The sequence below is a fragment of the Kribbella sp. NPDC002412 genome (assembly GCF_053592935.1).
Window position 1 is genome coordinate 23,280 of record NZ_JBSFBL010000019.1, and the last position, 12,237, is coordinate 35,516.

The 12,237-nt window shown below is 69.6% G+C and carries 13 protein-coding genes; 7 read left to right on the forward strand and 6 right to left on the reverse strand.

Annotated elements, in window-relative coordinates; translation table 11 throughout:
- Positions 1 to 13 precede the first annotated feature (13 nt).
- Positions 14 to 1,438, reverse strand: coding sequence for a type I glutamate--ammonia ligase (gene glnA / locus ACWCOV_RS17330; protein ID WP_449830263.1), 1,425 nt, complete (start codon positions 1,436 to 1,438; stop codon positions 14 to 16).
- A 191-nt stretch (positions 1,439 to 1,629) separates the two neighbouring features.
- Here glnA and ACWCOV_RS17335 point away from each other — a divergent pair, with 191 nt between their 5' ends.
- Positions 1,630 to 2,091: an RDD family protein gene (locus tag ACWCOV_RS17335; protein ID WP_449830264.1), complete on the forward strand. Its 462-nt coding sequence runs from the start codon at positions 1,630 to 1,632 to the stop codon at positions 2,089 to 2,091.
- A gap of 3 nt (positions 2,092 to 2,094) precedes the next feature.
- Here the strand turns inward: ACWCOV_RS17335 and ACWCOV_RS17340 are convergent, their stop codons facing one another.
- From ACWCOV_RS17340 to ACWCOV_RS17355, 4 genes are all read right to left on the reverse strand, one after another.
- The gene (locus ACWCOV_RS17340) at positions 2,095 to 3,390 is read right to left on the reverse strand and encodes a class I SAM-dependent methyltransferase (RefSeq protein WP_449830265.1); all 1,296 of its coding nucleotides are present in this window, start codon (positions 3,388 to 3,390) and stop codon (positions 2,095 to 2,097) included.
- A gap of 177 nt (positions 3,391 to 3,567) precedes the next feature.
- Positions 3,568 to 4,263, reverse strand: a complete 696-nt coding sequence (locus tag ACWCOV_RS17345) for a DUF4191 domain-containing protein (protein ID WP_449830266.1) — start codon at positions 4,261 to 4,263, stop codon at positions 3,568 to 3,570.
- Between the two features lie 18 nt (positions 4,264 to 4,281).
- Positions 4,282 to 5,238 (reverse strand): lipoyl synthase, encoded by a 957-nt coding sequence (gene lipA, locus ACWCOV_RS17350; protein ID WP_449830267.1) that lies wholly within the window; start codon positions 5,236 to 5,238, stop codon positions 4,282 to 4,284.
- Between the two features lie 19 nt (positions 5,239 to 5,257).
- A complete protein-coding gene (locus tag ACWCOV_RS17355; RefSeq protein ID WP_449830268.1) occupies positions 5,258 to 5,686 on the reverse strand; it encodes a YybH family protein in 429 nt (142 codons plus the stop codon).
- Positions 5,687 to 5,735: 49 nt separating this feature from the next.
- Here ACWCOV_RS17355 and ACWCOV_RS17360 point away from each other — a divergent pair, with 49 nt between their 5' ends.
- Positions 5,736 to 7,112, forward strand: a complete 1,377-nt coding sequence (locus ACWCOV_RS17360) for a sensor histidine kinase (RefSeq protein WP_449830269.1) — start codon at positions 5,736 to 5,738, stop codon at positions 7,110 to 7,112.
- Positions 7,109 to 7,786: a response regulator gene (locus ACWCOV_RS17365; protein ID WP_449830270.1), complete on the forward strand. Its 678-nt coding sequence runs from the start codon at positions 7,109 to 7,111 to the stop codon at positions 7,784 to 7,786. The genes ACWCOV_RS17360 and ACWCOV_RS17365 overlap by 4 nt, the downstream gene beginning before the upstream one ends.
- On the opposite strand, the gene ACWCOV_RS17370 is transcribed toward ACWCOV_RS17365, so the two are convergent.
- Entirely contained in the window at positions 7,744 to 8,928 is a 1,185-nt protein-coding gene (locus ACWCOV_RS17370) for a low temperature requirement protein A (RefSeq protein ID WP_449830271.1), read from the reverse strand. The two genes, ACWCOV_RS17365 and ACWCOV_RS17370, sit on opposite strands and share 43 nt — an antisense overlap.
- Before the next feature lie 132 nt (positions 8,929 to 9,060).
- Here ACWCOV_RS17370 and ACWCOV_RS17375 point away from each other — a divergent pair, with 132 nt between their 5' ends.
- From ACWCOV_RS17375 to ACWCOV_RS17390, 4 genes are all read left to right on the forward strand, one after another.
- Positions 9,061 to 9,801 (forward strand): SDR family oxidoreductase, encoded by a 741-nt coding sequence (locus tag ACWCOV_RS17375; RefSeq protein ID WP_449830272.1) that lies wholly within the window; start codon positions 9,061 to 9,063, stop codon positions 9,799 to 9,801.
- Positions 9,798 to 9,998, forward strand: a complete 201-nt coding sequence (locus ACWCOV_RS17380; protein ID WP_449830273.1) for a hypothetical protein — start codon at positions 9,798 to 9,800, stop codon at positions 9,996 to 9,998. Before ACWCOV_RS17375 ends, ACWCOV_RS17380 begins: the two co-directional genes overlap by 4 nt.
- 178 nt (positions 9,999 to 10,176) lie before the next feature.
- Positions 10,177 to 11,058 carry an ABC transporter ATP-binding protein gene (locus ACWCOV_RS17385; protein ID WP_449830274.1) on the forward strand — a complete coding sequence of 294 codons (882 nt, stop codon included), beginning with the start codon at positions 10,177 to 10,179 and terminating at the stop codon, positions 11,056 to 11,058.
- Positions 11,055 to 12,227, forward strand: a complete 1,173-nt coding sequence (locus ACWCOV_RS17390) for an ABC transporter permease (protein WP_449830275.1) — start codon at positions 11,055 to 11,057, stop codon at positions 12,225 to 12,227. The genes ACWCOV_RS17385 and ACWCOV_RS17390 overlap by 4 nt, the downstream gene beginning before the upstream one ends.
- Positions 12,228 to 12,237: the final 10 nt, after the last annotated feature.

Genomic DNA, 12,237 nt, shown 5'->3' on the forward strand with positions numbered 1-12,237 from the left:
GGTGCGGAGAAACTCAGACGTCGTAGTAGAGCTCGAACTCGTGCGGGTGCGGGCGGAGCTGGATCGGGGCGATCTCCTGCTCGCGCTTGAGGTCGATCCAGGTCTCGATCAGGTCCTCGGTGAAGACGCCACCCTCGAGCAGGAAGTCGTGGTCGGCCTCGAGGGAGTCGATCACGGCCGGCAGCGAGGTCGGCACCTGCGGGATGCCCGCGTGCTCCTCCGGCGGCAGCTCGTAGAGGTCCTTGTCGACCGGGTCGACCGGCTCGATCTTGTTGCGGACGCCGTCCAGGCCGGCCAGCAGCTGGGCCGAGAAGGCCAGGTACGGGTTCGCCGACGGGTCGGGGCAGCGGAACTCGATCCGCTTCGCCTTCGGGTTCGACCCGGTGATCGGGATCCGGATGCAGGCCGAGCGGTTGCGCTGCGAGTACACCAGGTTGACCGGCGCCTCGAAGCCCGGCACCAGGCGGTGGTAGGAGTTCACCGTCGGGTTGGTGAAGGCCAGCAGCGACGGGGCGTGCTTGAGCAGGCCGCCGATGTACCAGCGGGCGATGTCGGACAGGCCGCCGTACCCGGACTCGTCGTAGAACAGCGGGTCGCCGCCGTTCCACAGCGACTGGTGGCAGTGCATGCCGGAGCCGTTGTCACCGAAGATCGGCTTCGGCATGAAGGTCGCGGTCTTGCCGGCCGCCCAGGCGGTGTTCTTGACGATGTACTTGAACTTCATCACGTTGTCGGCGGACTTCAGCAGCTCGTCGAAGCGGAAGTTGATCTCCGCCTGGCCCGCGGTGCCGACCTCGTGGTGGGCGCGCTCGACGATCAGGCCGGACCGCTCCAGGGCCAGCGTGATGTCGTCGCGCAGGTCGCCGAAGTGGTCGGTCGGCGCGACCGGGAAGTAGCCACCCTTGTAGCGGACCTTGTAGCCGCGGTTGCCGCCGTCCTCGACCCGGCCGGTGTTCCAGGCGCCGGCGATCGAGTCGATCGAGTAGTACCCGGTGTTCTGCTTCGTCTCGAACCGGACGTCGTCGAACATGTAGAACTCGGCCTCGGGCGCGAAGAACGCGGTGTCCGCGATACCGGTCGACTTCAGGTACTCCTGCGCCTTGCGGGCGATGTTGCGCGGGTCCCGGCTGTACGCCTCGCCGGTCAGCGGGTCGTGCACGAAGAAGTTGATCGCCAGCGTCTTGGTGCCGCGGTACTCGTCGATGAACGCGCTGGTCGGGTCGGGCAGCAGCATCATGTCCGACTCGTGGATCTGCTGGAAACCGCGCACGGACGAACCGTCGAACGCCAGGCCCTCCTCGAAGACCTCGGGACCGAACGACGACACCGGGACGGTGAAGTGCTGCATGATGCCCGGCAGGTCGCAGAACCGGACGTCGACGATCTCGACGCCCTCGTCCTTGACGTAGGCGAGCAGCTCCTCAGCGCTGGAAAACATTCGTACTCCTCGGGGTGGCTCAGAGATTGCATCTGAACGTAGGGCCCCCCGGTTTCCCGGCGGTGACCCTGATGTTTCGCGGATGTTACGCCCAGCGTGTCCGCGCTGACCCACTGGTGTACGGCGGTTACGCCCTGAGATATCCCGGTCCGCTGTGACCGGTGCCCGGACGTGTCCGTAGGCTAGCCATCATGGCACCATCCGCGCAGCCCGGCACAGGACCCACCGAAGAATTCCGGTTTCCGGGCAACCGCCTGGGCCTGCCCGAGGACGGCCCGGGCGCGGTCGCGGGCTGGGGCCGCCGGGTGCTCGCGCTGTTCGTGGACTGGCTGATCGCCGGGCTGGTCGCGTCCGCGATCACGTCCAAGCCGATGTGGGCGGGCGGCAACGACTACAACACCTCGCACCTGCTCACGTTCTTCGCGATGACCGCGATTCTGTCCGGCCTGCTCGGCTACACGATCGGGCACCGGATCTGCGGCATCCGGGTCGCGCCGGTCCGCGGCAACAAGACCCACCCCGGGCCGCCCGGGCTCGTGGCTGGGCTGATCCGCGCCTTCCTGCTCTGCCTGCTCATCCCCGCCGTCGTCTACGACCGCGACCGCCGCGGCCTCCACGACCGCGCTGCCAGCACTGTCGTCGTACGGCGGTAGGACTCAGCGCCTGGTCAGCCGGAGCTGCACGTCGTCGAGGTACCCGGTGCGGAAGCCGGCCTCGGAGTACGCCAGGTAGAACTCCCACATCCGCCGGAACGTGTCGTCGAACCCGAGCCGGGCGATCTCCGGCCAGCGCTCGATGAACCGGTTCCGCCAGATCCGCAGCGTCCGGGCGTAGTCGGCGCCCAGGTGCCGGAGCACCTGGGGGCGGAGCCCGGTGTGCTGGGCGGTGACGTCCTCGATCACCTTGATCGACGGGATCAGGCCGCCGGGGAAGATGTACTTCTGCACCCAGGTGAAGGTGTTCCGGGTGGCCAGCATCCGCTCGTGCGGCATCACGATCGCCTGCACCACGGCCACCCCGCCGGGCGCCAGCCGGCGCTCGATCGCGTCGAAGTAGACCGGCCAGTACTTCTCGCCGACCGCCTCGATCATCTCCACGCTCAGGACGGCGTCGAACTCGCCGATCTGGTCGCGGTAGTCACGCAGCGCGACCTGCACCCGGTCGCCGACCCCGGCCTCGGCGATCTTGCGCTGCGCCAGCAACGCCTGCTGTGAAGCGATGGTGATCGCCGTCACCCAGGCGCCGCGCTGGGCGGCGCGGATCGCGAGACTCGCCCAGCCGCAGCCGATGTCGAGCACCCGGGACCCGGACACCACTCCGGCGGCGTCGAGGATCGCGTCCAGCTTGTGCAGTTGCGCCTGGGTGAGCTCGTCGTACGACGCCGTCGCGAGATCGGCCGCGGACGTGCCGAGGCCCGGGTTGCCGAAGTACGCCGCCGAGTAGGTCAGGGTCGGGTCGAGGAACTCGGAGAACATCGCGTTGCTCAGGTCATAGTGCCGGCTGACGTTCTGCCGGGCGCCGGCCCGGTCGTTCTCCTGGTCGCCGGGCTGGGACCGGGTGACCAGCCAGCGCAGCGACTGGGCCCACTTCGGCAGCAGGTGCCGGGTCTCCTCGTTGCTGAACCGCTCCGCGAACGGGACCAGCAGGTCGGCCAGGTCGGTCCCCGGCTCGGGGTCCCAGTCGCCGGCCAGGTAGGCCTCACCGAACCCGGACCCGGCGTCGTGCCCGAGCCGGTCCAGGAACGCCGACGTCCGGTGCACGCGCATCGCCGGGCCGCCCAGTCCGTACGAGCGGTTGCTGTCCAGGTGGATCGTGGCCGGCAGGTCCTTCGCGATCATCCGGATCGCGGCCGCCGCTCCGGCCCGGCGGACCGGGTTCGACCGCGGGCGGGCCAGTGTGGGCCACGTCTCGGTCGCCGGCTGGTGCACAGCCGCCGGCAGGAGATCCGTCATGGTCGTCAACCTCGTGTCCTCGATCCGTCCTGGTCGCACCTTAAGGCCAACCAGCCACCCCACAGCGCAACACGAAGGCACACTCGTGCCACGTCACGACAGATCAACTGCTGAGCGGCTGCCGAGTTACCGGCATCTCACCCAGAGAGAGCCCCCCGGCCCCTCGTCAGCGCCGGTTCAGCGCCCCTTCATCGCCTGGCGGGCGCCCTTCAGGCTGGTCGGAACCGGGCCCTTCGGCATCGGCACCTGCGGGCGGACGGCGTCCAGCGCCTTGAGCCGCTGCAGCAGGTCGGTGATCTCCGACGGCTGCAGCGCGGCCGGCAGCTTCATCACGTGCTTGGTCAGCTTGCGGATGTCGATCTCGTCCTCGCCCTGACCGGCCACGATCTGGATCACCGGCGCGCCGCCGGCCACCCGGGCGTGCTTCTTGCCCTCGGCCTGTAGCAGGTTCTTCACCCGGCTCGCCTGGCCCTCGCCGACCAGCACGATGCCCGGCCGGCCGACCACGCGGTGCACGATGTCGGCGTTCTTGGTGACCGCGACCGCGGGCGTCACGTTCCAGCCGCGGCGCAGCGTCTGCAGCGCGGACGCGGCCGCGCCGGCCTGGCCCTCGATCTGGCTGTACGCCGCCTTCTCGACCCGGCGGCCGAAGATGATCGTGGTGGCCAGGAACGCGAGCGCGACCCCCAGCGGCAGCCAGACCAGCAGCGGCCCGACGAAGACGGCGAGCGCCACGAACACGGCGACGATGCCGAGGAAGATCCCGGCGAGCACCAGTCCGATCTTCGGGTCGGACTTCTTGGTCAGCTGGTACGCCGACCGGATCTGCTTGAGCCGGCTGGTCTTCTCGGCGGGCGCGTCGTTCTTGGCCATCTCTCCCGGATCCCTGTTTTAAGCGTTCGGTGCGGCATTCTGGGCCGCGGAGCTCATCCGCGACTCCACAGCCTGACGGTACAGCCGACCGGCCCGGTACGACGAACGCACGAGCGGACCGGACATGACGCCGACGAAACCGATGGCCTCCGCCTCGGCCTGCAGTTCGACGAACTCCTCGGGCCTGACCCAGCGCTCGACCGGGTGGTGGCGCACCGAGGGGCGCAGGTACTGGGTGATGGTGATGATCTCGCAGCCGGCGGCGTGCAGGTCGCGCAGTGCCTGGCTGACCTCGTCGCGGGTCTCGCCCATGCCGAGGATCAGGTTCGACTTGGTCACCAGGCCGTAGTCGCGGGCCTGGGTGATGACGTCCAGCGAGCGCTCGTAGCGGAACCCGGGCCGGATCCGGCGGAAGATCCGCGGCACCGTCTCCACGTTGTGCGCGAACACCTCCGGCCGCGAGGAGAACACCTCGGCCAGCTGCTCGGGGACGGCGTTGAAGTCGGGCGCGAGCATCTCCACCCCGGTGCCGGGGTTCAGCTCGTGGATCTGGCGGATGGTCTCGGCGTACAGCCAGGCGCCGCCGTCGTCGAGGTCGTCGCGGGCCACGCCGGTCACGGTGGCGTAGCGCAGGCCCATGGTCCGGACCGACTCCGCGACCCGGCGCGGCTCGTCGCGGTCCAGCGCCTCGGGCTTGCCGGTGTCGATCTGGCAGAAGTCACAGCGCCGGGTGCACTGGTCGCCGCCGATCAGGAAGGTCGCCTCGCGGTCCTCCCAGCACTCGAAGATGTTCGGGCAGCCGGCCTCCTGGCACACCGTGTGCAGTTGCTCGGACTTCACCAGCTTCTGCAGCGCCTGATATTCCGGGCCCATCTTCGCCCGGGTCTTGATCCACTCGGGTTTGCGCTCGATCGGGGTCTCCGCGTTGCGCACCTCGAGCCTGAGCAGTTTCCGTCCTTCTGGGGCGATCGTCACGCCCTCCAGGGTACGCGGCCTATCCGGCCGGTTCGGCGTGCGGGCTGTGGTCGGCCTGGAGGTAGTCGCCGTGGCGGTGGACGATCCGCCATTCACCGTGCTCGCGACGGTAGATGTACGTGACGCGCAGGGTGTAGTCCTCGGCCGAGCCGGGGTCGAACGAGGTGTGTTCGTGGCCGACCGTGTAAGCCAGGTCACCGGACACGCCTGCCGCAAGGAGTTCGTAGCTGAACGAGCGGCACGGGATGACCGTGGACACCGCCCATCGAAAGTTCCGGGCGATCTCGTCGGCGCCGCTCGCGCATCTCCCGCCCGCGCCGAACAGGGTCACCGGATCCTGGGTCGACCACATCCCCAGCCGGGCCTCGAGGTCGCCGTGGTGCCAGGCCCTCTCGCGCTCGACCAGGCCGGGCAGCGTCCGGGTCAGGAAGTCGTCGAGCTCACTCATGTCTGTCTCCTCCCGTCGATCTGATGGTCCGAGGCTAGGCTGACGCACTATGTCCACCACGGCTGAGCGTCGCACCGACGAGGTGAAGGTGTCCGAGCCGGGGACGCCGCCGGCGACCGGGACGACCGTGCGTGGCTGGGTGCGGCCGGCGCCGACGGCCAAGGAGCAGAAGTACGACGTTCTGCTCGGGCTCGGCATGGCGGTGGCCGGCGTGATCGGGACCGAGCTGGCCCGCGGTGTCGCGCCGGACCCGGTCAGCATGGGCATCGGCGGGGTCGAGGCGTTCGTGCTGAGTGCCGCCGTCGCGCTGCCGCTGTGCTTCCGGCGCCGCTGGCCGATCCCGGTGCTGCTGATCGTGTCCGTGCTCTTCGTGGTCGCCGGTGAGCGGGCTACGTTCGCGTTCGCCAGCAACCTGGTCACCCAGGCGGCCCAGTTCATGGCGATCTATGCGGCCGTCGCCTGGTCGCGGGACCGGCGGCTGATGAAGGCCGCGGTCGCTCTGGTCTTCATCGGGATGTTCGGCTGGCTCGTGCTCAGCTTCGTCCAGGCGCTGCGGAACGACGACTTCAAAGGCGTCAACGACGGCGTGCTCTCGCCGTACGTCTCCGGGGTGATCCTCACCCTCGCCCTGAACGTCCTCTACTTCTTCGGCGCCTACTTCTGGGGGCGGACCGCGTGGGGGACGGCGCGGCAGCGGTACGAGCTGGAGCAGCAGGCGGCCGAGCTCGCCTCCCAGCAGGAGGCCAATGCCCGCCGCGCGGTGATCGACGAGCGGCTCCGGATCTCGCGGGAGCTGCACGACGTCGTCGCCCACCACATCAGCAGCATCGGCGTCCAGGCCGGGGGAGCGCGCCGGGTGATGGACGCCGACCCGGACGCGGCCAAGAACGCGCTCAGCGTGATCGAGAACTCCAGCCGTACGGCGGTCAACGAGATGCGCCAGCTGCTCGGCATGCTCCGCGCGGCCGACCCCGACCTCGACGTCGAGTCGCCGGCGGCCAAGGAACCGCAGGCCGGCGCCGACCGGCTGCCCGCGCTGATCGCGGACGTGAACGGCGAGGGCCTGTCGGTCGGGTTCCACCAGATCGGCGCGCCGGTCCAGCTGCCGGAGACGGTGTCGGTCTCGGTCTACCGGATCGCCCAGGAGGCGCTGACCAACGTACGGCGGCACTCGACCGCCCGGACCGCGCACATCACGCTGCGTTATCTCGGTGACTCGGTGGAGTTGGAGGTGATCGACGACGGCCGGCCGAAGCACGCGCCGGTCGGCAGCCGGCTCGGTCACGTCGGGATCCGTGAGAGGGTCGGACTCCTCGGTGGCGAGACCGAGATCGGACCGCGGCCGGTCGGCGGTTTCCGGGTCCGGGTCCGGATCCCGCTCGACCCGCAGAACCGCCCGTTGGCCAAGGAGGAGAACCCGGCATGACTGAGACCGCCGCCCCGATGCGCGTGCTGCTGGTGGACGACCAGGACCTGGTCCGCGCCGGGTTCCGGATGATCCTGTCGGTCGAGCCGGACATCGAGGTGGTCGGTGAGGCCTCCGACGGCGAGAAGGCGATCGAGCTCGCGCTGACATTGCGGCCGGACGTCGTACTGATGGATGTGCAGATGCCCGGGATGGACGGGATCACCGCGACCCAGCGGATCGTCGCGGCGGACGCCGGCAAGGTCGTCATCCTGACCACGTTCGACCGCGACGACTACCTGTTCGAGTCGCTCGGCGCCGGGGCCAGCGGGTTCCTGCTGAAGAACACCGCGCCGGAGGACCTGGTCGACGCGATCCAGGTGGTGCACTCCGGCCACGCGCTGCTCGCGCCCGAGGTGACCCGGCGCGTCATCAAGCGGTTCACCGGCGGCGGCGAGCGCGTCTACCGGCCGGACCTGCTCGAGGACCTGACCGACCGCGAGCGCGAGGTGCTCGGCCTGATCGCCCGCGGCCTCACCAACACCGAGATCGCATCCCAGTTGTACGTCGGCGAGGCCACGGTCAAGACGCACGTCTCCCGGGTCCTGCTCAAGCTCGGTCTCCGCGACCGCGTGCAGGCTGTCGTCTTCGCCTACGAGTGCGGACTGGTGACCCCGGGCGACGACGCCGGCTGACCCGCTCGGACCATCACCAGGGCGAGGAGCAGTACGGCGACACCCGCAACGGCAACCACCACGGCGACGGGCGGAAGCACCAGCGGAAGCAGCAGCACGAGCGCGACGCTGCTCAGGATCAGGGTCGGCGACGTGACCGGCGGGTCGATGATCGGCGCGTGCACCAGCCAGAGGGCGAGCAGGTAGACCGCGACCGGGATCGCGACGGCGAACCCGACCGTCGTCGACGTCGAGTGGTGCGCGGCCTCCTCGACCGCGACCTCGAGGCCGGCGCCGACCGCGGCCAGCGCGGCGAACAGGAAGAAGTGACCGTAGCCCCACCGGTACGAGGCGGCTCGTCGCTTGCTCAGGCCGTGGCCGGCGGGGTGCAGGAAGTACAGCCACCAGAGCGCGAAGAGCAGGACGAGCCCCGCACCCGCGACAAGGATGAACGAACTGCTGATGTCACCGGCCGCGAGCGCCCTCTGGACGCCGCGACTGGCCGCGAGCACGCTCTCGCCGAGCAGGATGATCACGAACAGGCCGTAGCGCTCCGCGATGTGGTGCGGGTGCCAGTTGGTGGCCCGCGGCCGCTCCGCCCACAGCGGTCCGGCGAGCTCCAGCACGACCAGTACGACGAACAGCCACAACGCCATGTGGGTCAGCAGCAGCGTCATGATCCAGCACGCGTTGAGGACCAGGATCCCGGTGCCGTAGCGGAACGCCGTACGTCGTCGCTCGGGATCTTCGTAGCCCGCCCGGAACCACAGCGCGGCCAGGCCGATCCGCATGATCAGGTAGCCGAACGGCACGGCGCGGTAGTCCGACTCGGCGATCGCGGCCGGGACTCCGGCGGCCAGCACGAGCACCCCGGCCATCTGCAGCATCGTGAGCAGCCGGTAGAGCACGTCGTCGGTGTCGTAGGAGGAGGCGAACCAGGTGAAGTTCATCCAGGCCCACCAGATGCAGAAGAACACCATCAGGAACTCGACCACCGCCGGGTGACCGTCGGCGATGCCGTGCGCGAACTCGGCGGTCACGGCGGCGACCGCGACCACGAAGGTGAGGTCGAAGAGCAGTTCCAGCGGGCTGGCGGTGCGGTGCGGTTCGTCGATCGGCCGGGCGGTCATCCGGATCCGGAAGCGGCTGGGTGCAGTGGGCAACGTTCTGGGTCCTCTCCGTCTCGAGCAAAGACAGCGCAGGCCCGCCGGTTGTGACCGTCACAAGCCGGCGGGCTGTCTTGTCATAGCTGGCGACCGGTCGCCAGCGGGGCGCCGGGGGACAGGAGAGTGGCTGTGAAGATCGTGGTGATCGGTGGCACGGGGCTGATCGGTTCGAAGGTGATACGGCGGTTCGAGGCCCACGGGCACGAGGCCGTCGCGGCGGCGCCGAACACCGGGGTGAACACCCTCACCGGCGAAGGCCTGGCCGACGCGCTGGCGGGCGCCTCGGTGGTTGTCGACCTGTCCAACTCGCCGTCGTTCGAGGCCAAGGCGGTGATGGACTTCTTCACCACGTCCACCTCGAACCTGCTCGCCGCGGAAGCCGAGGCCGGCGTGGGCCACCACGTCGCGTTGTCGATCGTGGGCACCGAGCGGATGCCGGAGAACGCCTACTTCGCCGCCAAGCTGGCGCAGGAGAAGCTGATCAAGGAGTCCGGGATCCCGTACTCGCTGGTGCACGCGACCCAGTTCTTCGAGTTCGTCAAGGCGATCGCGGACACCTCGGCGCAGGAGGACGGCGTCCACATCCCGCCGGTGGGCTGGCAGCCGATGGCCGGCGACGACGTCGCCGACCAGGTCGCCAAGACCGCCGTCGGCGAGCCGCTGAACGGGCGCCGGGACATCGCCGGACCGGACCGGTACCGGATGGACGAGTTCTTCCGCAAGGCGCTCGCCGAGCTGGGCGACCAGCGTGAGGTGATCACGGACCCGGACGGGACCTACTTCGGGTCCAAGGTGAAGGAGGACTCGCTGGTCCCGATCGGCGAGGCGACCCTCGGCCGGATCCACTACGGCGAGTGGAACCCGTCATGAGCGGTGACTTCCTCAACGAGCTCCAGCACGAGGTCGAGGCGGACCTGAGCATGGTCGAGGCCAGCCATCCGGAAGAGCAGGCCGCGCTGCCGCCGAGCGAGTGGATGACCGACCCGGCGGAGCTCGCCTACGAGCAGGCCGCCGAGCGCAGCCTGCTCGGCGCCGTGGAGACGATGGAGGGCGACACCACCGCCTGACCTCCCCCGGTCGGCCCCCACGTGGTGATGGCCAGGTCCGCCGTACGGATGACCTGCGTGATCACCCTGGGGGCCGACGTGTGTCAGGGCACCCGGTCACTAGCTTGGAGTTACTTCCGAGCGGAAGCGGTCAGGCGTGGGCCTGGCCGAGGGGCCGAGGTGACAGGAACGGTGACGGATGCTGAGGGTGGCTGGGCTGACCCGGCGATTCGGCGAGCAGCTGGCGCTGGACGACGTGAGTTTCGACGTCGTGCCAGGACGGATGACCGGGTTCGTCGGGGCGAACGGGGCCGGTAAGACGACGACGATGCGGATCATCCTCGGCGTGCTGGGCGCGACCGCGGGGACCGTGCACTGGCGCGACGAGCCGTTGACCAACGAGGTACGGCGTGACTTCGGCTACATGCCGGAGGAGCGCGGGCTGTACCCGAAGATGAAGATCCGCGACCAGCTGGTGTTCTTCGGCCGGCTGCACGGGCTCGACCTGGACCGGGCGGCCGAGCGAACCGACAAGCTGCTCGAGCGACTCGGGCTGGGGGAGCGGGCGACCGACATACTGGAGACCTTGTCGCTCGGCAACCAGCAGCGGGTGCAGATCGCCGCGGCGCTGGTGCACGAGCCGATCGCGCTGGTCCTGGACGAGCCGTTCAGCGGCCTCGACCCGCTCGCGGTCGACGCGATGGTGGACCTGCTCCGCGAGGAGGTCACCGCGGACGTGCCGGTGCTGTTCTCGAGCCACCAGCTCGAACTGGTCGAGCGGCTGTGCGACGACCTCGTCGTCCTGGCCCGCGGCAAGGTCGTTGCCGCCGGCCCCGTTGCCGAGCTGGCCGCCGGGCCGTCGCTGACCTACCGGCTCGTCGTCGACGGCGACGCCGGCTGGCTGCGCGACGTCCGCGGCGTCCAGGTGCGCGACGTGGCCGGCGGTACGGCGCTCTTCGACGTCGAGGACGACGGGGCGGCACAGCACGTTCTTCAGCAGGCGATCAGCCGCGGACCGGTCCTGGAGTTCGGGCCGGAGCGGGTGGCACTGAGCGACGTCTTCCGGGAGGCGACCCGATGAACGACCGGACTCTGGACCGGGCCTGGGTGCTGATCGCCGAGCGCGAGATCACCACCAAGCTGCGGGACAAGACCTTCCTCGGATCGACCGCGGTGATGCTGGTGCTGGTCCTGGCCGCGGTGATCATCCCCGCGCTCCTCGCCGGCAACGGCGGCCCAGACAAGATCGCCGTGATCGACGACGGCGGCGCGCGAGTGGTCCAGCAGGCGTCGACCACGAAGGGCGGCGACGGCTACGAGGTCACCCGGGCGGCCGATCGCCCAGCAGCGGAGCAGCTCGTCATCGACGGCGAGGCGGAGGCGGCGCTGTTGCCTGGCACCGACGGGTACGTCGTACTCGGCAAGGACCGGGTCGACTCCAGCCTCGAGAACGGCCTGCGTGAGGCAGCGGTGAACGTCGGGATGGAGGCCAACGCGGCCCGCGCCGGTCTGACGCCCGCTGAGCTGCGCGCTGGGACGAAGATCCAGCTGGAGCTGCTGAAACCGGGGCCGCTGCCCGATGTGGTCGCCGACTTCGTCAACATCGGCCTCGCGCTGGTGTTCTACATGACCGCGCTCGGGTTCGGCATGATGATCGCGCAGAGCGTCGTCCAGGAGAAGGAGAGCCGGGTCGTCGAGATCCTGGCCGCCGCTGTGCCGATCCGCTCGCTGCTGTGGGGCAAGGTGCTCGGCAACACCGCGCTGGCGCTGTCCCAGATCGTGGTGATCGCCGGCGCCTCGGTGATCGGCCTGGTGGCGACCGACCAGCTCGACATCCTGAAGGTGGTCGCGCCGGTGGCCGGTTGGTTCGTGGTGTTCTTCGTGCTCGGGTTCGTCGCCCTGGCCGGGCTGTGGGCGGTGGCCGGCTCGCTGGCCACCCGGCAGGAGGACCTCGGGTCGACCACGCTGCCGGGTCAGATGATCCTGATGATCCCGTTCTTCTTCTCGGTGTTCGCCGGGTCGTCGGCCAAGACCATCGCCTCGTTCGTGCCGATCGCGTCGTCGATGGCGATGCCCGGCCGGATGCTGACCGAGAACGTGCCGGTCTGGCAGCCGCTGGTCGCGATCGCGCTCCTGCTGGTCACCACGGTCCTGATCGTCCGCCTCGGCGCCCGGCTCTACGAGCGCACCCTGCTCCAAACCGGCCGCCGCCTCGGCTACCGAGAGGCACTAGCACTCAAGTCGTCCTGACCTATCGTGA